The organism is Alteromonas sp. 07-89-2 (genome assembly GCF_013113925.1).
Taxonomy (GTDB): Bacteria; Pseudomonadota; Gammaproteobacteria; order Enterobacterales; family Alteromonadaceae; genus Alteromonas; species Alteromonas macleodii.
The window spans coordinates 82,214-105,901 of the sequence record NZ_VTYM01000002.1 but is presented as its reverse complement, the minus strand read 5'-3'; the positions used below and the strand labels follow the sequence as shown (position 1 = coordinate 105,901).

The following is a 23,688-nucleotide window of genomic DNA, read 5'->3' as shown; positions in this document are numbered from 1 at the left end:
GTTGATGTGCCAAAACGTAATCGTGTAACTAATGACAGTGGTCATAAAAAAATCCAAAAGCGCGCAATTCCGCTTCTCCTCAGCTGTATCACTACATTTCCTTTGTTCTCAGTTCAATCATCTGCAAACAGTGGCATTGATGTTTACCCGCCGAATTGGTGGGTTGGTATGCAAAACAGTAATGTAGAGTTGATGCTTTATGGTGAAGATGTTGCCGATGACACTGTTTCAATAGCGAAAGGCGATGTAAGAGTTAAGCATAGCCAAGCCCTTGATAGTGAGAACTATCTATTCGTAACGCTAGATACGTCGAATGTTAGTGCCCAGGAACTCGTTATCAGGCTTACTGACAGCGATGGTACGACCCGTGATTTCACTTACACGTTAGAAAAAAGAGCACAAGGCTCAGCGTCGCGCGAAGGCTTTGGGCCTCAAGATGCTATTTACCTTATTGCCCCCGACAGATATGCCAATGGTAATAAGGAAAATGATAATGTTAAGGGTTATGGCGATCCCGCAGACCGTTCATTCAAAGGTGGTCGCCACGGTGGTGACATTCAAGGTATTGTTGATAACCTCAACTACATTCAGGATATGGGCTTTACTCAAATATGGACAATGCCCATGCTCGAAAATGCCATGGATAAATACAGTTATCATGGCTATTCCACCACGGATTACTACAAAATAGACCCTCGATTTGGTTCTAATGACGATTTTATTGCGTTAAGTACTGAAGCTAAATCACAGGGTCTTGGCATTATAATGGATATGGTACTTAACCATATAGGCAGTAATCATTTATGGATGAAAGATACGCCGTCACACGACTGGATCAATAACAACGGTAAGTTTGTAGGGACAACCCACAAGCGTGAAGCTCTTCACGACCCTCACGCCATAGCAAGCGATATACAAGGGTTTAGCGATGGTTGGTTTGTGCCAACCATGCCGGACTTAAATCAGCGCAATCCGCATTTAGCGAACTACCTTATTCAAAACGCGATTTGGTGGGTTGAAAGCGCTGGGCTAAGTGGAATACGTGTGGATACGTACTCCTATCCTGATAAGGCGTTTTTGAGCCAATGGACAAACCGCATAATGGACGAGTACCCGAATTTCAATATAGTAGGGGAAGAGTGGTCAGTTAACCCCGCAATCACGGCATATTGGCAGGCGGGTAGCCACCGCCACGATGATTACGATAGCGCTCTACCATCGGTTATGGATTTCCCGCTTCAAGCCGCAGTCGTTGAAGCGTTGAGCAATGACGAAAGCTGGAATTCGGGCTTCATCTCTGTATACGAAACCTTAGCTACTGACTTTTTGTACGGCGACCCGAATAATTTGGTCATCTTTCCTGATAACCACGATATGAGCCGCATTTTTACTCAGCTCGGTCATGATAAAGACAAATGGAATATGGCTATGACGCTATTGCTCACTACGCGCGGTATTCCACAAGTTTTTTACGGTACAGAAATTTTGATGGGTAACGAAGGCAGTGAAGACCACGGTATTATTCGTTCTGACTTTCCAGGCGGGTGGCCTTCGGACAATGACAAAAACGCTTTTACTGGGCACGGTTTAACGGATGATGAGCGTTGGGCACAGCAGCGTGTGAAGGGGTTACTTCAACTGCGTAAATCACACCCTTTGCAGTTTAAAGGCCTGTTGAAGCATTTTGCACCGGAGAATGGGGTTTATACCTATATTCGAGAGGCAAATCTCGATTCAGCCAGTGGTGCAGATAAATCAAATACTAATCAGTCTGATAAAATATTGGTCATCTTAAATAAAAAGCCAGTGGACCTGCCTCTAAGCAAGTATGCAGAGGTGCTAAGCACACACCAGACGTTAACACGTGTTAGCGATGGGATAACTTTTAAGACAACGGATACCTTAAGCTTACCAGCAATGTCTGCTAGTGTTTTCATTGTGCAGTAATTGTATTAATTATAGTAAAACAATAAATAGAGCAAAGTATGCAAGCAACTCAACCACGCCTTTCTTTCTGGCAAATATGGAACGTCAGCTTTGGCTTTCTAGGTGTTCAATTCGGTTTTGCACTGCAAAACGCAAACGTAAGTCGGATCCTTTCAGACTTAGGGGCAGACCTTCACTCGCTATCACTATTTTGGCTAGTCGCGCCAATCATGGGATTAATCGTTCAACCAATTGTTGGCTCAGCATCTGATAGAACGTGGAATCGATTAGGTCGACGCCGCCCGTTCATCCTTGCTGGTGCAATCGCCGCAGTATTAGGTATGATCTTACTGCCAAATGCGCCGATATTTGTTGCCTTCTTGGCACCTATGGTAATGGGCGCGTTAATGGTTGCACTTATGGACGCGTCGTTTAACGTTTGTTTTCAGCCGTTTCGCTCATTGGTGTCAGACATGGTACCGCCGTCACAACGCAATGTTGGCTATTCGATTCAGTCGTTACTGATTAATATAGGCGCAGTTATCGGCTCAATACTGCCATTTGTACTTACCAATGTTATTGGCCTTGAAAATACGGCACAAATGGGTGAGGTTGCACCTTCTGTTGTTTGGGCTTTCTACATTGGGGCTACAGTACTGCTTGGTACGGTCATTTGGACGGTAGTTCGTACCAAAGAATACGCACCAGATGAATACAACCGCTATAAAGGGCTTACCGAAGAGCAGCCTGCAACTGAAAAAGCGCCTAAAGCACCGCTAGGACAACGCTTAAGTGAGTTTTTCACGTTAGTAAAAGATATGCCAAAGACGATGAAACAACTTGCTGTCGTGCAGTTTTTCTCGTGGTTTGCGCTCTTTATTATGTGGGTATATACCACACCTGCTATCACGCAACATATATGGAATGTAGATAAGCAGTGGTTTGACCCAGCTTATATTGCTGCAGCCCCGATGGTGCCTGAAACCATCATCATGGCCAAGGGAGCTGCTGGTGATTGGGTAGGGATTCTATTTGCTGCGTATTCGGTATTTGCTGCTATTTTTTCTATTTTCTTGGCAAAACTTGCTGACAAGTTTGGTCGCAAAACGGTTTACGCTTCGTCTTTAGCGCTAGGTGGCCTGAGCTACGTAAGCTTCTTGTTATTCCAAGACCTAACGATGATCAACGTAAACTTACTGATTACTGAAGTAACAGTACCTTTGGGCGCAGTGAAGCTGTTAATCCCTATGGTAGGCGTAGGTATTGCGTGGGCTGCTATTCTTGCTATGCCTTACGCTATGTTAGCTGGTGCGTTACCTGCAAATAAAACGGGTGTTTATATGGGTATCTTCAACTTTACTGTTGCCGCCCCTCAAATTGTATCGGGCCTAACTGCTGGTTGGATTCTAAGTTCTGTTTTCGACAACGACGCAAAGTACATTATCGTTGTTGCCGGAGTTTCTATGTTAATTGGTGCGGTTTCAGTTTTCTTCGTGAACGAGGCCGATAAGCAAGACATTGAAGAAGCGCAGGGAGCTTAATATGTCATTTAATCGTACAACAATCGCTTTAACGTTAGCTGGTTTATTTTGCTCAGCCTGCTCGAGTACATCTGTTCCTTCATCTAACGATACACAAGAAAACAGCCATGCTATCGTGGGTACCACTACGCCATTTGCTAGCGAAGCGGTGTACTTTGTTGTGACAGATCGTTTTGTAGACGGCGACCCTTCGAACAATTATGAAGAGCAGGGAGGCGATCACCCTACGTGGCAACTGCCTTTAGAAGGTCCTGAAGGTAAGAAAGCCTATGTGGGTTACATGGGCGGTGATTTACAGGGTATCTTAAACAACGCCGATTATATTAAAGAAATGGGGTTCACGGCAGTATGGATGACGCCTGTCCACGATAACCCGGACTATGCGTTTAATGGCGATGAACCCATTACTTATGGCGGTGCCTTTAAAGACGGTGGTAAAACGGGTTATCACGGCTATTGGGCAACGAATTTCTATAAAGCTGACGAGCATTTGGTTAGCGCCAATTTAAGCGTTAGTGACTATACGGCGAAAATGCGTCAGCATGGCCTCAAGTCCGTGTTTGATATTGTGGCAAATCATGGCACACCAAGCTTCACCATGGAGAAGGACTTACCTGGCTACGGGGAAATATATGACAGGGATGGAAATCTGGTTGCTGATCATCAAAACTTGGCGCCTGAAGAACTTGACCCTGAAAACAACCCACTTCATAGCTTTTTTCACAACTATCCAGATTTAGTTAAGCTTTCTAATCTAGATGACGAAAACCCCGCCGTACGCGATTATCTCATCAACAGCTATTTGTATTGGATTTCTCAAGGTGCTGATGCATTTAGAATAGATACAATCAGGCATGTGCCTCATGCGTTTTGGCGTGAAGCGTCAGATCGTATACGCGAACAAAACCCTGACTTTTTTATGTTTGGCGAAGCATTTGACTATGAGGCGAATAACATTGCCCAACATACGTTGCCGAAAAATGGGGGCGTCAGTGTATTAGACTTTCCTATGCAAAAGGCCATGGTGAATGTATTTGAAAAGCCGCTAGAGAGTGATTTTGCTGACTTAGAAACGGTGCTTCACCTTACGCACGGGCCATATAACAATCCATATGAATTAACTACGTTCTACGATAACCACGATATGGCGCGCATTAATGCCACTGATGAAGGCTTTATTAATGCGCATAATTGGTTGTTTACAGTAAGAGGCATTCCGGTTGTATACATGGGATCTGAAATTGGCTTCATGCGCGGTACGGCGGAACATGCTGGCAATCGTAACTATGTTGGCCAAGAGCGCCTAGACCAAGCCAAGACACATCCTATTCAACAGGCGCTTACAAAGATTGCCAACGTGCGTAAAAACACGGTAGCACTGCAGCGCGGTGTTCAAGTCAACGTTGAACTTGACGGTCATCAAGCGGCGTTTTATCGCGTTGTTGATACTGCAGAAACACAGCAGACTGCACTTGTATTACTTAATAAGGGTAATGCCGCACAATCTTTTGAGGTTAGTGACTTTATGCAATCGGGCGACTGGACGGAACAATTATCTGGAGAAACGCAAACGGTAGAACTCGGTGATGCGTTAACCGCAACGGTTAAGCCCAATGGCGTTCAGGTATGGGTGCGCGAAGGTCAAGTAAGTAACAGTGCATTACTTGCTCAAATTAAGCATCAGTTGGCCCGCCAATAAAAAACGTGTTTAGCGCACAATAAAAAAGCCCCGTGGTTGTTTAACGCCCGGGGCTTTTTTGTTAATCAGTGATTGCTTAATTTCTAGCGTGTAATTTGCGCACGCTTACTCACTGCCACATGACTGCCTAATAATAATATCCGCAGGCATTAAATAATCCTGGACGTCTTCGTTGTTAATGGCTTTTAATAAGGTGTTTACCAATAACTCGCCCGCCAGTTTGGTATTTTGCTGAACAGTGGTGAGCGAAGGCGTGGTGTAGGCTGAAACCGCAATATTGTCATAGCCAACCACGGCTACATCATCAGGCACATTCACTTTTGCCTGGCGCAGCGCTCTAAGCACGCCCATTGCAATAAGGTCTGATGCGCAGACAATTGCTTGGGGAAGTTCGCCACTTTGCAGCAATGATTTCACTGCTTCTGACCCCGCATCCTCAGTCGAAATAGCATTGCGTTGAACACTTGACTGATCAAGCCCATGAGATTGAAGTGTTTCAAAATAACCGTTAAAACGCGCTTTGAATTCAGGGGCGTGATCGCCGTTGTCGCCAATAAACGCAAAGGAAGTTTTACCCAAGCTAATTAAATGTGACGTTATGCTTTGGCCACCTTGATAGTTATCACAACCGATACTAACCCCTGGGTGGGCTTCATCTGGCGCACCCCAACGAACAAAGTGGGTGCCCTGCGATTCAAGTTGCGCGACTTTGTTTTGGTAATCAGTATAGTCGCCATATCCTAATAAAATAATGCCGTCAGCCTTATTTGAGTCTTCATATTCTGCGTGCCAGTCATCATCTAAATTTTGGAAGGACACAAGCAGATCATAGTTTGCTTGCGCACACGCGCGGGTAATACTGCCGAGCATCGCTAGGAAGAACGGATTAATCATCGAATCATCGGACGTAGGATCTTCAAACAAGAGTAGGGCAATTGTGCTGCTCTTTTGCTTTCTCAAGTTACTTGCGTTTTTATCCACTTTGTAATTGAGTTCCCGGGCAATACGCTGAACGCGATCTCTAGTTTCTTGATTAACTAGCGGGCTATTATTTAACGCTCGCGAAACCGTCGACTGCGAAACACCTGCCAAGTGGGCAATGTCAAAAGAGGTTGCTTTTTCTTTCATAAACACCATGATTTGCTGCTACGACCTTGTTGTCGCGAATTTAGATTACCATATTTTTATAATGACGCGCGCATTTTGAGACGGAGTCGCTCAAATGCCACGCAAAGTTACGATTTCGTTAGTGCTTATTTATATTTGGGAAGTCATAACGGCATTTAGTTTTAGAAGGTATTTGCAGATCGCTCTTAATTCAATCACTTGTCAGGCTTCTTTGAATAAAACATGGTTGAAGTAATTGCGAGAGTGTTATACTCAGCGAGATTTTGAAATATTACGTGCATAAGGGGAACAAGCGAATGGCCGAGACTGAACACCGTCCGACCAATTTTATCCGTCAGATTATTGATAAAGACCTGTCTAGTGGTCTACATGACGCAATTAAAACACGGTTTCCACCAGAGCCGAATGGCTTCTTACACATTGGCCACGCCAAGTCTATCTGCTTGAATTTTGGTATTGCTCAAGACTACACAGGTACGTGCAATTTACGCTTTGACGATACCAACCCTGCAAAAGAAGACATTACCTTCGTTAATTCAATTAAGGAAGATGTGCAATGGCTTGGATTTACGTGGGACGGAGAAGCGCGCTATTCATCGAATTACTTTGACCAACTACACGCATACGCCGTTGAACTTATTGAAAAAGGCTTAGCCTATGTAGATTTTTCAGCGCAAGACGTTATGCGCGAAATGCGCGGCACACTTAAAGAGCCTGGTCAAAATAGCCCTTATCGCGATACAGACGTTGAAACCAACCTCAGCGAGTTTGCCAAAATGACGGCAGGCGAATATAAAGAAGGTGAGTGTAGTCTGCGTGCGAAAATTGACATGGCATCGCCATTTATGTGTATGCGTGACCCGGTAATTTATCGTGTTAAGCATGCTCACCATCATCAAACTGGTGATAAATGGTGCGTGTATCCAATGTACGATTTTACACATTGTATCTCAGACGCCATTGAGGGAATAACGCACTCCCTGTGTACACTAGAGTTCCAGGATAACCGTCGTCTTTATGATTGGGTTATCGAAAACATTTCTATCGACTGCACGCCAAGACAGTATGAATTCTCACGTCTTAATTTAGAATATACGGTATTAAGCAAGCGTCGTCTTATTCAGTTAGTCGACGAAAACCATGTACATGGCTGGGACGACCCACGCATGCCTACCATTGCGGGTTTACGCCGTCGTGGCTACACACCGGGTTCAATCGTTGAGTTTTGTAAACGCATTGGTGTGACTAAGATGGACAACATGGTTGAAATGTCCATGCTAGAAGCGTGTATACGCGACGACCTAAATGCAAATGCTCCTCGCGCAATGGCCGTACTAGATCCAATAAAGCTCGTTATCGAAAATTATGAGGAAGGCCAGACAGAAACGCTTGTTGCGCCAAATCATCCTAACGATGAAAGTATGGGTACGCGTAACATCGGCTTCAGTCGCGAAGTGTATATAGAAGCAGAAGACTTCCGAGAGTCGGCGAACAAGAAGTTTAAGCGCTTAGTGCTTGATAAAGAAGTTCGTCTTCGCAACGCCTACGTGGTTAAAGCTAATCGCGTTGAAAAAGATGAGAATGGTAATGTAACAACCGTTTTTTGTACTTATGACGCGGATACTCTAGGTAAAGATCCGGCTGATGGCCGCAAAGTTAAAGGTGTTATTCATTGGGTAGATGCAGCAACAGCACAGGCAGCGGAGTTTAGGCTTTACGACCGCTTGTTTAACGTGCCTAACCCAGCAGCGGAAGAAAGCTTTACCGATGCGATTAACCCTGATTCGTTGGAAGTAAAACACGGTTGGGTAGAAGCCGGATTGGCAGACAATGTTCCTGAAGTAGGAGCATGGCAGTTTGAACGCACTGGCTACTTCTGTGTAGATAAAGACAGCACAGACGACAAGCCGGTCTTTAACCGCACTGTAGGTCTACGAGATACATGGGCCAAAATGGGCGAGTAGGCACTGGCCTTTAGCCATTTATGCGCTGTAAATAAAAAACCGCTTAAGTGCTGCTTAAGCGGTTTTTTTGTTTAATGGAACATTGCTTTCGTTAATTACTTTGGTTGGCAATCAAGTGACTGTCCGGTTGTTTCCTTACTGTCTTCGCCCATAAGATAAAGATACGTAGGCATAATATCTTCAGGTGTTTTTAGTGTATCAGGGTTTTCTGCTGGAAACGCTTGAGCGCGCATTTGTGTGCGGGTACCACCTGGATTAATACAGTTAAAGCGCAGTGACTTATTTCGATATTCATCAGCAAGGGTTTGCATAACGCCTTCTGTTGCGAATTTTGATACGGCGTACGTTCCCCAAAATGCGCGACCTTTTCTGCCTACGCTAGAGGTGGTGAAAATTACCGATGCACTTTCTGCCTTCTCTAGAGCGGGAATAAGCGCTTGTGTCATGAAAACCATGCCATTTAGGTTAATTTGCATCACGTCTTGCCATTCTTGCGCATCAATATCTTTAAATGCACTAAGGTGGCCTAAAATACTCGCATTGTGAAGAACACCATCTAATCGGCCAAACTGGTCAATAATGGTTTGCGTCATTTGCTGATAATGAGAGGGCGTTGCGCCTTTGATATCTAAAGGAACAATGGCGGGTTCTTGACCACCTGCTGCGACAATGTCGTCGTACACAGCTTCAAGTTTAGACACAGTGCGGCCCAATAAAATACAGATAGCGCCATGTGCAGCATACGTTTTTGCGGCTTGTGCACCAATTCCATCGCCAGCCCCGGTGATAAGAATAACTTTATCGCGCAATAAATCCGCTGGTGCGTTGTAATCGTTCATCATTTTCCTTCAAAAGGTTCATTTATATCGCAATGATTGGGGCCTGTAGACCCAATTAAGAATCAAACCCCAGATCATACTCAGCCTGACTCACAAGTAAAACAATGAATGAAAATTTCTTCAAACGTAAAAAAAGTTAACAAAAGTAGTTAACAAAACTTTGCAAAGTTGCAACAAAGTCAATAAGATTGAGGAAGATACAACTGGTCTAACATGTTTAAAACTATCATCTACGCCTGTAAAGACAGGGTAGACCAAGCTACTTTTAATAGAGTTAAGTTTTAGACACAGAATAACAACAATGCTTGTAGGGAGTAGAGATGAGAAAACTCGTATTAAGTTCCAGTGTGGCCCTTGCGCTGGGTCTAGCAGGCTGTGGTGGCTCCGATGAAACCCTTTCCGACATTCAGGCCGAAACAGAAGTCCAAACACCATTTTCACGAATCGTTTTTGACCCAGCTAATGGGAACTTAAACATTCCAAACGACCTTCTGATGCTTCCAGGCGATGATGGTTTCTTTGATTACACACTGAATATTCCGGTCGATGACCCTACAGATTTTGCTGACCCGCAAAATGCACTCAACGTGTTAGACGGTTGGTCAACTCAACACCCGTTTGTAATTAATGTAGAAACACCTGCCGGCGCATCGCTTGATGCAAGTACATTATCTTCTGGCGTGTTGCTTTTTGAAGCAACGTTAGGTCTTGACCAAAGTGATCCTGACTGTGCGCAGGTTACAACACCTTCTGCGGGTTGTAAGCTTGGCGATCAACTTACCTTTGGTGTTGATTACGTACTCAGCCTTGCTGATAGTAACACAATCACTTTTGTCCCTCTTAAGCCGCTAAAAGCAGCTCAGGGCTACATGTTAGTAATGACCACTGATTTGAAAGACTCTTCTGGCAAGTCGGTTCAGGGCTCAACTACGTGGGACTCAGTAAGACAAGACATCGACACTAATCCTCTATCAAGTGCAGCACAGCTTCAATTACAAGGCTTAGTTAATTCGTTAGTTAATCCAGTACTTGGTGCGGGTTTCGACCGTGAAGACATCACTTACGTATCAGCTTTCACCACACAGTCTATTGCCAACTCGCTTGATACCATCAAGAAGGTCATGATTAGCCGTTTTGCACAACTGGCTGCTGGCGGAGACCCGTCTGCTCCAACCGCACTACCTGCAATCACGGTAAGCGATGTATCTGCAGCGCCTAATGTCATGGAAGCACTTGGTCTTGTAAACGCTACTGTTGTAGCTGGCGCAGTAGAGCTGGGTAAACAAGGTCAACCTGATAACATTCAAGCAGCGATTGACGCTACTGATTTCAGCTTGTTAGAAACTTGTGCAGGACTTGCGGGTACGGCGTCAGGTCAACTTGCTGCGCAGTGGGGGGCGCTAAATGAATTTGCTGTTGGTGTTTCTACGGGCATTTTAGCGCAAGCCGGACCATTCTGTGCAGCTCAACGTTATGAAGGTAATATTGCATTGCCTTATTTCTTGGGTGTTCCAAGTGCAGAGAACCCACTTGCTCCAGTTAATGATTTCTGGAAGGCAGCTTGTGACAGCGGAATTGTTTTAGCTGGTGCTCCTCAAGAATTACTTGCAGACGCAGAGCCAGGTCCTAATGCAGCAATGTGTTCTTCACTAGGCCTTGCTGACGTTCGTATTAACGGCGAAATGTTAGATAGCGCAAGAAACATTACTAAATTCAACCCATATCCACAGCCTACTGGCGGAAACATGGGTAAAGAAACGTTAGACGTTCAGGTTACTATTCCTGACCCAGCAATTGCAGGTGCTTTAGGTTTTCCTATCAGCATGCCTGAAGCCGGTTGGCCAGTGGTTATTCTAGCGCACGGCATTACCAGCCAAAAAGAAGATATGCTTGCCATCACAGGTACTCTGTCTCTAGCAGGTATTGCGTCAGTAGCAATCGACCAACCATTACACGGTAGCCGCGGTTTTGACCTTAATGGCGACGGTACAGATGAACTGAATGCGACTACGGTTAGCGCAACTCACTATATGAACCTTGCCAGCTTGCCTACGGCTCGCGACAATCTACGCCAAAGCGTGTCAGATTTACTTGGTCTACGTTTAGGACTAAACGCAGTTGTCGATACCACAGCAGCGCAAAATGTTAAGTTTGATATGTCACGTGTATCGATTATGGGTGTGTCTCTAGGCGCTATCACTGGTGGGAATTTTGCTTCAGTGGCAAACACGTCGATGGGTGGCGATTTAGCAGCACTTGATGGCATGTTTGCTGTCAAGCAAGCTTCTCTTGAGTCTCCAGGGGGCGGTGTTGCTCAGTTCCTAATTGAGTCAGCCGCGTTTGGTCCTCTTATCAAAGGTCTGTTGCTGTCTCAGGCTTCTGAAGAGTTTGTTGCCTTGCTAAATCAACTGTATGAAACCACTGATGTGAGCGAAGAACAACTTCGCGCAGCGGTAGCGATTTTTGAAGAAAATCTTACTGCTGAGCAGGCTGCAGAAGTGAATGCTGTATTTGCTGAATTTGCATTCGCTGCACAAACGGTGATGGACGCTGGTGACCCTACTAACTACGCTCAGACACTGGGTAGCAATACGCCAGTTCATATGATGACGGTAGTGGGTGATGGCAGCGACGCGAACCTTCCGGATCAAGTTATTCCAATTTCAACAGCGTTACCATTGTCAGGTCAGCTTCCTCTGGCAGCGACCATTGGCTTAGAGCAAGTGACAACCACGCAAGGTCCTGGTACAGATCCAATTAGCGGAATTGTACAGTTCAATAGTGGTGCTCATGCTTCTAGCTTAAGCCCAGCGGCGAGCGCAGCGGTAACAACGGAAATGCAAAAAGAAGTGGCGGGTTATATTGCGTCTGACGCACTTGTACTGCCAATTTCTGATGAAAGTGTTGTAGCGAACTAGCCAAGGGTAGTTTGCTCCAATGGGCAGCGTTACAACTGCTTACATTTTATAGAAAAAAAAGCCGGCGTTATTGCCGGCTTTTTTGTAGAAAAATTATAATGTTGTTTGAATGTTTTCATTTGTTAATGTAGTGTGAATTCAGGTCGGATCAGTTTTACTTTTGCTGTAATTAACACCGCTTTGAAGACGCGTGCGGTAAGAGTGGTTGACCTTTTTCATTTATCATTAGGGAACATTTGAGATGATTGACAACACCTTTAACGCTAAACGGACGCTTATTGCGTTATCACTCACTGCACTTCTCGGTGCGTGCGGCGATAACGATAACGACTTTTCTAACGTAGAACAACCAGCGCCCACAACGCCTACGACACCCGAACCAACACCAGCACCAATTCCAGCATTTTCTCCTGACGGTACACTGTCCGCGGATGTTACCTGGACCACCTATGGCGTTCCGCATGTGAAAGCCGATAACCTAGAAAGTATGGCTTACGGTGTGGGTTATGCGTTTGCACGCGATAACCTTTGCGTATTGGCCGACCAGATTGTTAAGTATAACTCTGAGAGAGCTAAGTATTTTGGTCCAGATACTGTACCTGGTAGCGGTGATTCAGAGCACCTTATTAACGATTTCGGTTTTCTTACGCTAGGTATTAGAGAGTTAGCAGAAGAGAACTTACCTCGGTTGTCTGCTAATTCACGTGCAATGTTTCAAGGCTACACTGCTGGATACAACCAGTACTTAGCTGAAACTCCTGTAGAAGAACAAGATCAAAGCTGTGCTGGCCAACCATGGGTCACTGAAATTGATAGTGTGGATCTATTAACCTACTCATTAGGCGTGGCGCTATTACCTGGGGCCGCTAATTTCTTAGGACCTATGTTTATTGCAGCGCCTGAAGGTGAGAGTTATCTACCTACTCCAGCTGCGTCCTCAAGTGACGTTGCTTCTACATTTAAGATTTCACCAACGGTAGGTCTGCCTGAAAAAAATCCTCAAGAAATGGGCTCTAACGGTTGGGGGTTAGGCAGCGATAAAACGACCAATGGCAAAGGTATGGTTTTAGGCAATCCGCATTTTCCTCACACAGGAAACCTACGCTTTTGGAATTTCCATGCTCAAGTACCCGGACACTTGAATGTAACAGGTGGCTCGTTGATGGGATTGCCTGGTGCAGTAAATATCGGATTTAACGAAAACGTTGCATGGACACACACCTTCTCGACGGCTGAACATTTTGTTGTGTATCAGCTGACCCTCGACGAAAATGATGAATCTGGCCTTACCCATATGGTTGATGGCAACAGACGCACCATCTATGAAAAGCCACTTCAAATTGATGTCGCAGTGGGTGGAGGGCAAACCATTAAGCTTAATAAGACCGCGTATTACACCAACTACGGTCCAATGATTGAAGTGCCTGGTAACTTTGATTGGAATGGTAGTAATGCCTTTGCCATAAAAGACGCAAACCTGCCTAACTTCGATATCGTAGACCATTGGCTTGCCATGAATATGGCGACATCCATGGACGAGTTTAAGCAGGCGTTTAAAGATTACGACGGTGTTATTTTCAATAATACAATGGCTGCCTCTGATGATGGTCAAGTCTTCTACATTGACGATTCAACCGTGCCGAATCTAACCGAAACCGCAATTGAGCAACTAACGACTAACCCGTTACTTATTCAAACTAAAGCAGCTGCTGGCTTTACCGTATTACCGGGTAACATTTCGCAGTTTGATTTCGAAGGACCCGTTCCATACGAAGAAGCGCCTAAGTACGAGGGCACGGATTCAGTTCAAAACTCGAACGACAGCTATTGGTTAACGAATTTAAACTCACCAATTGTTGTAAGCAATCCGCTATTTGGTAGCGTGGAATATCAACAAACACTACGCTCAAGAATGGGTCAACAGTTTATTGAAAACGAAGCGGGAAGTGACGGAACCTTTACGCCAGACGAAGTGGAAGGCTTACTGTTTAATAACAGAAGTTATTTAGCAGAGAATATTTTGCCTTCATTGCTTTCGCTATGCGCCGCGCAAGGTTCAACACCTGTAGATGTAGACGGAACTAGCGTTGATGTTTCACAAGCCTGTGCTGCGTTGGAGGATTGGGATGGCACCATGAACCTTACAAGTACTGGTGCACACGTGTTTAGAGAGTTTGCATTCCAGTTTAACCAAGCGCCACAGTGGGAGACGCCGTTTTCACTAGAATCACCAGTCACTACGCCTTCTGGCTTGATGCAAAATGACGTTACTCTTGAACAATTGGCAAGAGCAACTCAAGTTATTGAGCAAGCTGGTGTCGCATTTGACGCGCCGCTAGGGGAGGTTCAGTTTGTTGAGCGAAGCCTGCCAGATGGCACGGCGTCTGGTATCAAACTACCATGGGCTGGTGCACACAATATTGAAGGTGGCTTTAACGTGTTTGACGTTATAAGCAACAGGAACGGTACGTTGCTTCCACGTCATAACTACGAGCCTGTGAATAGTAACACCATAATGAGTGCAGAAGCTGAAGGCTACCATATTAACTATGGCACCAGTTGGGCTATGGTTATTAACTTCACTGATGAAGGCCCCAAGGGAAGGGGTATTCTGACCTACTCACAATCTCGCAAGTATGGCAGTGAACACTTCTTAGACCAAACTCAGCTTTATTCTACGCAGCCTACGCTAAGAGATATCTTCTTTACTGACGAGGAAATAGAGGCTAACAAGATAGAGCAAGTTACCCTATCGTCAGAATAAGATGAGACTGGTATTATAACGTAATTAGCAAAGCGGCGTTGCTTTTCACAAAGCAAGGCCGCTATTTACGTTGTGGGTAAACAACGACGCTTACCCGTTTTATTTTACTAGGAGTAAAGTTTGGAGTTTTTGTACGAGTACGGTTTGTTTGTTGCCAAGGCAGTAACGCTAGTTATCGCTTTTATTGTGGTTGTATCTACCATTGTTGGCTTAGCGAGTAAGCAAAAGCATGGGAAAGGGCAACTTGAGATCGTGTCTATTTCTGAGCAGTTGAAAGACATTACAAATTATGCGAAACAGGTTCTGCTAGATAAAAATGCGTTAAAGAAATTAGCCAAGGAACAGAAAAAAGAAGCGAAAGCTAAAAACAAAGCAAAAAACAAAGCCAAAATCACAGAACAGGGCGAAGAGTCTGAGAAGTCCCGTCTTTATGTCATCGACTTTAAAGGTTCGATGGACGCCAATGAAGTGGAACACTTACGAGAAGAAATTACCGCTATCTTATGTGTAGCGAATAAAGAAGACGAAGTCTTGGTTCGACTTGAAAGTGGTGGGGGTGTTGTACACGGCTATGGACTTGCAGCGTCTCAACTTCAGCGTATCAAGGAAAAGGGCCTTAAACTAACGATTGCGGTAGATAAAGTGGCGGCAAGCGGTGGTTACATGATGGCTTGTGTTGCAGACAAATTACTGGCGTCTCAATTTGCTTACATTGGCAGCATAGGCGTTTTAGCTCAGTTGCCTAACTTCAATAAACTATTGAAGAAAAATGATATTGAGTTTGAACAACACACCGCTGGTGAATTCAAGCGTACTCTAACCGTATTTGGTGAGAACAACGATGAAGGCCGCGCAAAATTTAAAGAAGAAATTGAAGAGATTCATGTACTGTTCAAAGACTTCGTTCAAAGCCAGCGTCCAGATATGGACATCGATAAAGTCGCCACAGGCGAGTATTGGCCAGGTATTAAAGCTAAGTCGCTTGGCTTAATTGACGACATCACAACCTCAGATGACTACATTCTTTCTCATTATCCCGCACGCGAAATATTTAGTGTTAAGTATGCTGTGAAGAAAAATGTAGCAGAGAAATTGGGGATGTCTGCAGCAAATGTTGTTGAGCGCGTGTTTATGAAATCAATGAGCAAAGCGCGTCACTGGTTTTAATAGCGAAAATTTGTCTGTGTTGATAATTCAGGACCGATAAAACTATTGTTAACACAGACATACGTTAAATTTTTAACCTACAAAAAGATAATAAAAAGAATATGGCACGGCATACTAAAACCGATATATTAGATGCGGCAGAATACTTATTTTCTCAAAGCGGGTTTACTCAAACATCCATGCGCGAGATTACTGCCAGAGCAGAAGTGAATTTGGCGTCGGTGAACTATCACTTCGGCAGCAAGAAGAATTTAATTCAAGCCGTGTTTAAAAGGTACTTTGATCATCTAATGCCGCAGGTAGAGTCTTGCTTGGCGTCTTTGACACCTATGGAAGGTGCGAAGGGCGTTGAGCAACTCTTGTATTCGTTGATCCCTCCTATGCTTAACCTCAACACCATTTCAGAGCAGGGTACTTCAACGTTTGTTAAGTTGCTAGGACGTGGGTACAACGAAACTCAGGGGCATTTGCGTAAGTTCTTAATGAATGATTACGGTGATTGTATCCGTGCACTTGTCGACGCTATAAGACGTTGTCTTCCTGATCTACCTGAGGAAGAACTATTCTGGCGCTTGCATTTTGCGATGGGAAGTTTTGTATTTTCAATGGCGTCGAGCCAAGCGCTAACGGAAATAGCTGAGTCTGACTTTCACAAGCATGTCGATATAAAAGAAGTTATCCAGCACCTAGTTCCATTCGTAGCCCAAGGGCTAGCAGGCAAATAATTCAAGCGCCCTCGTTAAATATTCAGTTGAGAAAGAGTGGTAAGCTATTGTTATTTCATAATAAATAGTGAATGGGTCACATAACATAAGTGCCTCAACGACACTTACGGTATGCGACATTTATTGCGTTTTTACACCAGTAGCTAAACTAGATATTAAATCATGTTATGCAAAATTATCGAGGAAGGGTTGCGCCAGGCGCCTCTGCATTGAGCTTTTCTGCCCAGAAATCCTTTACCGAAAATCCTGACTTTTTGGATGAAGGTGCCTTTTTCTTCGCTGGTTTCGCTGCGGCTTTTGCCTCTTTCTTTGGCGCTTTTTTCTCTTCGCTTTTACTCGTGCCGCCAGAAGAGCCAGAAGCTAACGACGCTGTCATCTCTTGAAGCTGTGCTAAACGGACGTTCTTACCGCCATCTACACTGTACCAACCACTTTTGCTCTCAATAGATGGTGCTTTGCCGTTCGCCTTTTTATAAGCTTCGGTAAATGCTGCTACCACTTCGTCTTTGTCTAAGTTTGCCATGCTTTTTTGCTCTTTATTTTGTTAAGATGACGAACGTTATGCGACGTATGTAATTGCTATAACGCTGAGAAAAACTCACCCAGCGTAACGACCAAGCCAGCAAGTGTCGCAAAACTAAAATTGGATCTACTCACCACTCATAATTGTCTAATTACAGGTATAATGCTAAACGTTCGCGTCTTTTTATAACGTTTTTTGAACAATTTGTCTAACTTTCAACCGGAGGACTTGTGTCTATTACCCGCCTAGAACTACAAAATTATCTTGATGGAATGTTAAGGGTTAGCGAGATCAGTGATTATTGCCCCAATGGATTACAGGTAGAGGGCGCAAGTAAAATTGAGAAGATAGTAACCGGTGTAACTGCGTCACAAGCACTCGTTGATGCCGCCATAGAAGCTAAGGCAGATGCGCTAATTGTTCACCATGGTTATTTTTGGAAAGGTGAGTCACAAGTGATTGCGGGCATGAAAAAGCGCCGCCTTCAAGCGCTACTGTTAAATAATATCAATTTGTTTGCTTATCACCTTCCACTGGATGTACACCCTGAATTTGGCAACAACCGACAACTTGCATCGCTATTAGGCATTCAAAATATAAGTGCGGTGAGCGGTGTGAAGCCTGTTGGCGTTGTTATGCACGGAAGTTTTGAAGAAGAAATTGAAGGGGCAGCGTTACAGGTTAAATTACAGAAGTTGCTAGGGAGAGACGTGCTGATTGAGGGGCCTGTATCAAAACCTATATCTAAGCTTGCTTGGTGCACGGGAGGTGGACAAGGGTTCATCGAACAAGCGGTTGAACTGGGCGTTGATGCATTTATTACCGGAGAAGTGTCGGAACAAACTGTACACACAGCGAGAGAAATGGGGATTACCTTTTTTGCTGCTGGTCATCATGCTACTGAACGCTACGGTGTGAAATCCTTAGGAGAGCATATTGGGCAGCAATTCGACGTGCCTGTCGAGTTTATTGATATTGACAATCCTGCTTAGCGATGACTGTAGTATATGAATAACGATCGTATCTTCGATGGTATTGCAGAAAAATTCTCAAGCAATATATATGGCACTACTAAGGGAAAGCTCAGGCACACCTTATTGTGTGATGTTCTCGAGCCTTATTTAACCACGCCTGTTCGCGCTATTGAAATAGGCGGGGGTACAGGTGTTATGACAGCGCATATTGCTTCTAAAGGGCATTCTGTTGTGTTAACTGATGCGTCGAAGGATGTACTTAAACAAGCTGGGACGCTGCTTGCAGATGCACCAAATATTACAATTAGGCATCAATATCTGCAGCAGATTGAGGATTTAGACAGTTTTGATTTAGTGATTTGCCATGCGGTTTTAGAGTGGCTGGATGCGCCCTTTGATGCTATCGATTTTATGTATAAGAACATGAAGCCAGGGTCCCGTTTAAGCCTAAGCTTTTTCAACCAAGATGCGAATTTGTTTGCCAATGCTATCTACGGCAATTTTGATTACATCGCGAAAGGGATGAAAGCTAAGAAGCAAGTTAGACTGAATCCAAAACAGCCGTTAAGTGCAACCCGCGTGGTTGAACATTGTGAATCATTGGGCTTCAAAATTATCGAAAAAGCAGGCATTCGTTGTTTCCATGATTACATGCGAGATATAACCCATCAAAGCAGCAAATTTGATGACTTACTTGCGCTAGAGCGGCAGTATCATAGGCAAGCGCCTTACCTTTGGTTAGGAAAATATTTTCAGCTGATTCTAGAAAAAGAGAAATAGAAAAAGCCAGTAAAAAAGAGTTTGTTGGATATTTACGTGGCGGACTACATAGGGTTATGAGCGCGCTAATACGTAAATAGTTGTAGTGACGCCTTAGAGCGCGTTCTCACCCGTCATAATATTATTGACCGTGATTTTTGCGATTTCCTCTAAGGCTTCGAGCGTGAAGAACCCTTGGTGGCCCGTTATTAAAACGTTCGGAAACGTAGTTAAGCGCTGAAAAATATCATCCTGAATTATGTCTTGTGAATGATCGTTAAAAAACAGTTCTGATTCTCTTTCGTAGACATCTAGACCTAAATATCCAATTTTTTTCGACTTAAGCCCTTTAATGATGGCATTGTCATCGACAAGCCCGCCTCTTGACGTATTAATTAGCATGACGCCTTGAGGCATTTTATCAATACTCTTCGCATTGATTATGTGATGACTCTGTTCGTCGAGCGGGCAGTGCAGGGTAACAATAACGCTTTTTTCAAGTAGTTCATTTAACGTTACATAATGGGCTCCCATTGTGGTTACATGAGTGTTTGGATTCGGATCGAAGCAAAGCACATGACATCCAAATCCCAATAGTATGCGAATAACCGCTTGCCCAATCTTTCCTGTGCCAATTACCCCTACGGTTTTACCGTGAAGCGTAAAGCCCATCAATCCTCCAAGATTGAAGTTTCCTTCGCGTACTCGGTTGTATGCTTTATGTGTTTTTCGGTTCAACGTAAGGATTAGCGCAATTGTATGTTCAGCTACAGTTTCAGGGCTATAAGCGGGTACGCGGCTTACGGTGATACCTGCCTTCGCTGCTGCATCCACATCAACATTATTGAAGCCAGCGCAGCGAAGCGCGATATGTTTAACGCCACAGTGTTTTAGAACTTCAATTGTTTTACTATTAATGTCGTCATTTACAAACACAACAACATCGCTGAATCCACTGCAACTCGCTGCGGTTGAAGCGTTCAGTGGGTGTTCAAAAAATGTGGCATTGATGGGTTTGTCACTAGCACCGTTTAATGTTTCCAGCAATTCAGAGAACAGAGCGTGTTCATAAGAGCGAGTACTAAAAAAAGCGATGTTTTTGTGTTGTTGGTCGCTGAGGTTATCGTGCGCTTTTTTACGTGCAGAGGTATTCATTTTAGTACCCAGTTAAGTCACTTAGACGGCAAAAATTTACCACATTCACATTCAAACTACGTAGATGTAGATCAATAAATCTAGCGAGATGTATTGAGCACTAACGCATTAGGTATATTTCATAACGCTCGTTCACTGCCGCCATGCCGGCGGCTATCTAAACTGCAAAGCGTATTAATTCGCTGATAAAAGCTTAGCGATGTCTTTCTCAATGGCTTCTGGTTTTACAGTAGGCGCATAACGTTTTAGCACCTTGCCTTGAGCATTAACTAAGAACTTAGTGAAGTTCCATTTTATACGTTTTGTGCCAAGAAGACCGGGGGCTTCGTTTTTCAATTCCTTAAAGAGCGGATTGGCATCTGGACCATTAACATTTGTCTTCTTAAATAATGGGAATGAAACGCCAAAATTAAGGCTACAAAATTGCGCAATATCTTCGTCGCTACCTGGCTCTTGATGTCCGAACTGATCGCAGGGAAATCCTAAAATTTCAAAGCCCTTATCGTTGTACTTTTTATAGAGCGACTCTAGTCCTTCATATTGAGGAGTAAAGCCACATTTGCTTGCCGTATTAACAATAAGTAATACCTTACCCTTGTATCGTTCAAGGGTAGTTTGTGCACCGTTGTTCAACGTAATAGCGTGTTCATAGAGCGCCAAAATTATTTTCCTATATTTTTGTTGTTGTTAAGTCTGTTACTCTTAGGTAATCCAACCATCTTTGTTAAGTATCTAGAGTATATTTTGTATGAGTAATTTGAAAGTGAGTTTTTTGGGCTTGGGTGTAATGGGCTATCCTATGGCAGGGCACTTGAGCAAAGCTGGCTATTCGGTCACTGTTTATAATCGTACCTCTCAAAAGGCACAGGATTGGCTAACAACCTATAACACTGGCGACGCTAAAGTCAGTGCTAACAATACCGTTGCGCAGGCGTGTGAAGGCGCTGACATCGTATTTATGTGTGTGGGTAACGACAATGATGTAAGAGATGTGGGCACACAGGCGTTAGCAGTGATGAAGACGGGCAGTGTGCTGGTCGATCATACGACTGCATCAGCAGATATTGCCAGAGAACTATATAAAAGCTGCCAAGATAAGCAAGTTGGCTTCTTGGATGCACCGGTTTCTGGTGGCCAAGCAGGGGCTGAGAACGGGCAGCTGACCATTATGGTGGGCGGCGATGAAGACGTATACAGCACGGTTGAGCCGGTAATGGCACATTATGCACGACACAGTCAGCTACTTGGTAAGAGTGGCAGCGGTCAACTAGCAAAAATGATGAATCAGATTTGTATTGCCGGCATCGTACAAGGCTTGGCTGAAGCATTGCATTTTGGCCAGCGTGCTGGGCTTGATTGTAATGCGGTCGTCGATGTTATTAGCAAAGGCGCAGCTCAGTCGTGGCAAATGGAAAATAGAGCCAGCACTATGCTAAATAACAGCTTTGATTTTGGTTTTGCTGTTGATTGGATGCGTAAAGACTTAAGCATTGCATTGGATGAAGCGCGTAAGAACGGTTCGACTTTGGCGCTTACGGCACTTGTTGATCAATATTATGCAGATGTTCAAAAGCTTGGTGGCGGCCGTTGGGATACATCGAGTTTACTTACCCGACTAAAATAACGCTAACAGACTAACAAGAATAAAAGGCCCGCTGGTTTACAATAAGATGTAATAAGCAACGAAAAACAGTGGCGTTCTGGAAGCGGTGCGTTGTTATCCATAACGCAGGTTATGGATGTTGCTTTAGTCATTTGCTAATTAAACATTACAGCGCCTGTTCTTGAGCAGATAGAGTAAGCTGTTCCAAACGGGCCTTGTTAACGTCATTCAAGGGGAGTGACATTATCTTGTCGAGTAGCTGTCTGACGTTAAATTTTCGGTAAACACCTGTGTCTGACTCAATCATGCACTGAAGAAGGTTTAAGCCAAACGCTGCGGTATCAGGTGAGAGTTGGAAAGCATCATAAAAATGCCTCATTGCCTTGTTAAATAAGCCTTCGATGAAGAGTTGTGTGCCGGCCTCGTTTATAGAAATGGCCTGTTCGTGATTTAAACCTAACCTTTCTCCACCCGAAAAAATCAGCTCGTCATTCATAACCTGTTCTGAAATAGCTTGTAACTCCGCGTTTTTGTGCTTAGCCATCAAGAGTAACTCGCCAGCTTTGCGTTCGTCTCCAAGACCGTGATGTACTTTTGCGGCAATAACGAGGATAGACGGCTCAGTACGAAGGTAGTTGTCGACGTAGTCGCTTTCAAGCAAATGTGCCGCTTTTTCTAAGTCGCCGTCCAGCACAGCCGAGAAAGCCAGAAGGTAGTCTCTTTTTTGTAAAGTCTGTGGGTCGCCCTGACTTCTTCCGGCAATGCCTACTAATTTTCTAGCCTGAGACAAGCTCTCTTTTCTATTGGTTTCAGGCGACTCTTCTGCAAGAAGCAAATAAAACTCAGCGAGCTCAAACGTAAAGTCATTGAACCTATCTTTTGCACTGCGATGCATAGCCCGTTTCTTCTGTAAGAGATCGATGGCTTCTACAACCTTGTCTTGCTTTTGATAGGCAATGGTTTTTAACTTTGCAGCCGGTAGGCTTAATTCACTAAACTTAATTTCACTTAAGTATTTTTCTACTTGATCGTAGGAATCTTGTTCAAATGATATGGATGCAAGCCATTCAAATGCCTTGTCGCGTGCCAAGCTAGAGTTAACCATTTGGCTCAAATGGCTTTTGCAATGTGGCCATTGACCCGAAGCGTACTGGCACTTTACTTTTCCCCATTGTGCCCAAAGGACTTTGTCAGAGCGGGTTAACACGTCGTCATAGATACTCAACGCTCGTTGTAAATCACCATTCTCGAAAAGAAGACGCGCATAAAGCTTTCTAATTTCAGCAACAAGCCGAGGAGGAATGCCTTCGGTGATCTTAGCTCTAACGACACTAATTGCTCGGTCAAGTTGTTTGTTATCCAGCGCGTGCAATACATTTTTAACAAAGTCTCGATAACTTAAGTAATGGTTAATTTGGCGGGTTAGTGAAGCAATGGTGTATGGCTTAATAAGCAAAACGTCAGGCTGTAAATCCATTATACGGCCAATAATTTGCGGTGAGCGATCAGACGTTAAAAAAATAATGCCTGTGCTAGGTCTTATAAAGCCTGCCTCTCTTAAACTCTGGATCCATTCCACGCCTGTTTTGCCTTGACCTAGGTGATAGTCCATTAACAGGAGTTCAAAGTTTTGCTTTTTAAGTGCCGCTTTCAGTTCTACACCAGATGCAAAGCTACTTACCGATAAGTTAGCAATTGACATTAAATGTCCTCGAAGCGCAGTCCGAGCAGTAGCATTGTCTTCTACTATAGCTATTCTGAATTCCACGGCGACCAAACAAGGTTTACTTACATCAACCTAGCTTATCAGCGGCGAGATAAAAGTGCATTATTAAAAAGGATAACTTTTTTCGGCTTCGTGCTGGAATCTATAAAGAAATAGCATTTCTCGTCACAAAATATTTACGTTAACCCTCAATGTTTTTAAATAATAATTTACCTTTACGTTTACGTAAGGGGTAAGTATTGGTTATTGTAGTTCAAAAGCAAATCAATTGAGGGTA

General features: G+C 44.1%; 17 protein-coding genes. 11 read left to right on the top strand and 6 right to left on the bottom strand.

Going from position 1 to position 23,688, the window contains the following annotated elements; all coding sequences use genetic code 11:
• Positions 1-6 precede the first annotated feature (6 nt).
• Genes F0261_RS01805 through F0261_RS01795 form a run of 3 tightly spaced genes read left to right on the top strand, consistent with a single transcriptional unit; the run spans position 7 to position 5,166 of the window.
• The gene (locus tag F0261_RS01805; RefSeq protein WP_171337069.1) at positions 7-1,947 is read left to right on the top strand and encodes a glycoside hydrolase family 13 protein; all 1,941 of its coding nucleotides are present in this window, start codon (positions 7-9) and stop codon (positions 1,945-1,947) included.
• Between the two features lie 38 nt (positions 1,948-1,985).
• Positions 1,986-3,467 (top strand): MFS transporter, encoded by a 1,482-nt coding sequence (locus tag F0261_RS01800; protein ID WP_171337068.1) that lies wholly within the window; start codon positions 1,986-1,988, stop codon positions 3,465-3,467.
• 1 nt (position 3,468) lies between these two features.
• Positions 3,469-5,166 (top strand): alpha-amylase family glycosyl hydrolase, encoded by a 1,698-nt coding sequence (locus F0261_RS01795; protein ID WP_171337067.1) that lies wholly within the window; start codon positions 3,469-3,471, stop codon positions 5,164-5,166.
• Positions 5,167-5,271: 105 nt separating this feature from the next.
• Here the strand turns inward: F0261_RS01795 and F0261_RS01790 are convergent, their stop codons facing one another.
• Entirely contained in the window at positions 5,272-6,294 is a 1,023-nt protein-coding gene (locus F0261_RS01790) for a LacI family DNA-binding transcriptional regulator (protein ID WP_014979291.1), read from the bottom strand.
• Between the two features lie 296 nt (positions 6,295-6,590).
• Between F0261_RS01790 and glnS the strand changes: the two genes are divergently transcribed.
• Entirely contained in the window at positions 6,591-8,258 is a 1,668-nt protein-coding gene (glnS, locus tag F0261_RS01785; RefSeq protein WP_171337066.1) for a glutamine--tRNA ligase, read from the top strand.
• A gap of 95 nt (positions 8,259-8,353) precedes the next feature.
• On the opposite strand, the gene F0261_RS01780 is transcribed toward glnS, so the two are convergent.
• Positions 8,354-9,097 carry a YciK family oxidoreductase gene (locus tag F0261_RS01780; RefSeq protein ID WP_014949464.1) on the bottom strand — a complete coding sequence of 248 codons (744 nt, stop codon included), beginning with the start codon at positions 9,095-9,097 and terminating at the stop codon, positions 8,354-8,356.
• Positions 9,098-9,417: 320 nt separating this feature from the next.
• On the opposite strand from F0261_RS01780, the gene F0261_RS01775 reads away from it, so the two are divergent.
• The 4 genes from F0261_RS01775 to F0261_RS01760 all read left to right on the top strand — a co-directional run bounded on the left by F0261_RS01775 (position 9,418) and on the right by F0261_RS01760 (position 16,671).
• On the top strand, positions 9,418-12,015 hold the full coding sequence (locus tag F0261_RS01775; protein ID WP_171337065.1) for a VolA/Pla-1 family phospholipase: 2,598 nt from the start codon (positions 9,418-9,420) through the stop codon (positions 12,013-12,015).
• 241 nt (positions 12,016-12,256) lie between these two features.
• On the top strand, positions 12,257-14,779 hold the full coding sequence (locus tag F0261_RS01770) for an acylase (protein ID WP_171337064.1): 2,523 nt from the start codon (positions 12,257-12,259) through the stop codon (positions 14,777-14,779).
• 120 nt (positions 14,780-14,899) lie between these two features.
• A complete protein-coding gene (gene sohB, locus F0261_RS01765) occupies positions 14,900-15,946 on the top strand; it encodes a protease SohB (protein ID WP_039227763.1) in 1,047 nt (348 codons plus the stop codon).
• Between the two features lie 101 nt (positions 15,947-16,047).
• Positions 16,048-16,671 carry a TetR/AcrR family transcriptional regulator gene (locus F0261_RS01760; protein WP_014949468.1) on the top strand — a complete coding sequence of 208 codons (624 nt, stop codon included), beginning with the start codon at positions 16,048-16,050 and terminating at the stop codon, positions 16,669-16,671.
• Between the two features lie 175 nt (positions 16,672-16,846).
• Here the strand turns inward: F0261_RS01760 and F0261_RS01755 are convergent, their stop codons facing one another.
• Positions 16,847-17,194, bottom strand: a complete 348-nt coding sequence (locus tag F0261_RS01755) for a hypothetical protein (RefSeq protein WP_171337063.1) — start codon at positions 17,192-17,194, stop codon at positions 16,847-16,849.
• A 230-nt stretch (positions 17,195-17,424) separates the two neighbouring features.
• On the opposite strand from F0261_RS01755, the gene F0261_RS01750 reads away from it, so the two are divergent.
• Both F0261_RS01750 and F0261_RS01745 read left to right on the top strand, forming a co-directional pair.
• Positions 17,425-18,186, top strand: coding sequence for a Nif3-like dinuclear metal center hexameric protein (locus F0261_RS01750; protein ID WP_343212224.1), 762 nt, complete (start codon positions 17,425-17,427; stop codon positions 18,184-18,186).
• A gap of 15 nt (positions 18,187-18,201) precedes the next feature.
• The gene (locus tag F0261_RS01745; RefSeq protein WP_014979297.1) at positions 18,202-18,948 is read left to right on the top strand and encodes a methyltransferase; all 747 of its coding nucleotides are present in this window, start codon (positions 18,202-18,204) and stop codon (positions 18,946-18,948) included.
• A 93-nt stretch (positions 18,949-19,041) separates the two neighbouring features.
• Here F0261_RS01745 and F0261_RS01740 read toward each other — a convergent pair whose 3' ends face one another.
• Positions 19,042-20,082 carry a 2-hydroxyacid dehydrogenase gene (locus F0261_RS01740; RefSeq protein WP_014979298.1) on the bottom strand — a complete coding sequence of 347 codons (1,041 nt, stop codon included), beginning with the start codon at positions 20,080-20,082 and terminating at the stop codon, positions 19,042-19,044.
• A gap of 174 nt (positions 20,083-20,256) precedes the next feature.
• A complete protein-coding gene (locus tag F0261_RS01735; protein WP_171337062.1) occupies positions 20,257-20,742 on the bottom strand; it encodes a glutathione peroxidase in 486 nt (161 codons plus the stop codon).
• A gap of 88 nt (positions 20,743-20,830) precedes the next feature.
• On the opposite strand from F0261_RS01735, the gene F0261_RS01730 reads away from it, so the two are divergent.
• On the top strand, positions 20,831-21,706 hold the full coding sequence (locus F0261_RS01730; protein ID WP_014979300.1) for an NAD(P)-dependent oxidoreductase: 876 nt from the start codon (positions 20,831-20,833) through the stop codon (positions 21,704-21,706).
• 145 nt (positions 21,707-21,851) lie between these two features.
• On the opposite strand, the gene F0261_RS01725 is transcribed toward F0261_RS01730, so the two are convergent.
• On the bottom strand, positions 21,852-23,435 hold the full coding sequence (locus F0261_RS01725) for a response regulator (protein ID WP_080591995.1): 1,584 nt from the start codon (positions 23,433-23,435) through the stop codon (positions 21,852-21,854).
• Positions 23,436-23,688 lie beyond the last annotated feature (253 nt).

Coding starts and splice junctions, on each gene's coding strand:
- F0261_RS01800 (WP_171337068.1), top strand. CDS start 1,986: ATGCAAGCAACTCAACCACGCCTTTCTTTCTGGCAAATATGGAACGTC.
- F0261_RS01795 (WP_171337067.1), top strand. CDS start 3,469: ATGTCATTTAATCGTACAACAATCGCTTTAACGTTAGCTGGTTTATTT.
- F0261_RS01790 (WP_014979291.1), bottom strand. CDS start 6,294: ATGAAAGAAAAAGCAACCTCTTTTGACATTGCCCACTTGGCAGGTGTT.
- glnS (WP_171337066.1), top strand. CDS start 6,591: ATGGCCGAGACTGAACACCGTCCGACCAATTTTATCCGTCAGATTATT.
- F0261_RS01780 (WP_014949464.1), bottom strand. CDS start 9,097: ATGAACGATTACAACGCACCAGCGGATTTATTGCGCGATAAAGTTATT.
- F0261_RS01775 (WP_171337065.1), top strand. CDS start 9,418: ATGAGAAAACTCGTATTAAGTTCCAGTGTGGCCCTTGCGCTGGGTCTA.
- F0261_RS01770 (WP_171337064.1), top strand. CDS start 12,257: ATGATTGACAACACCTTTAACGCTAAACGGACGCTTATTGCGTTATCA.
- F0261_RS01760 (WP_014949468.1), top strand. CDS start 16,048: ATGGCACGGCATACTAAAACCGATATATTAGATGCGGCAGAATACTTA.
- F0261_RS01755 (WP_171337063.1), bottom strand. CDS start 17,194: ATGGCAAACTTAGACAAAGACGAAGTGGTAGCAGCATTTACCGAAGCT.
- F0261_RS01745 (WP_014979297.1), top strand. CDS start 18,202: ATGAATAACGATCGTATCTTCGATGGTATTGCAGAAAAATTCTCAAGC.
- F0261_RS01740 (WP_014979298.1), bottom strand. CDS start 20,082: ATGAATACCTCTGCACGTAAAAAAGCGCACGATAACCTCAGCGACCAA.
- F0261_RS01730 (WP_014979300.1), top strand. CDS start 20,831: ATGAGTAATTTGAAAGTGAGTTTTTTGGGCTTGGGTGTAATGGGCTAT.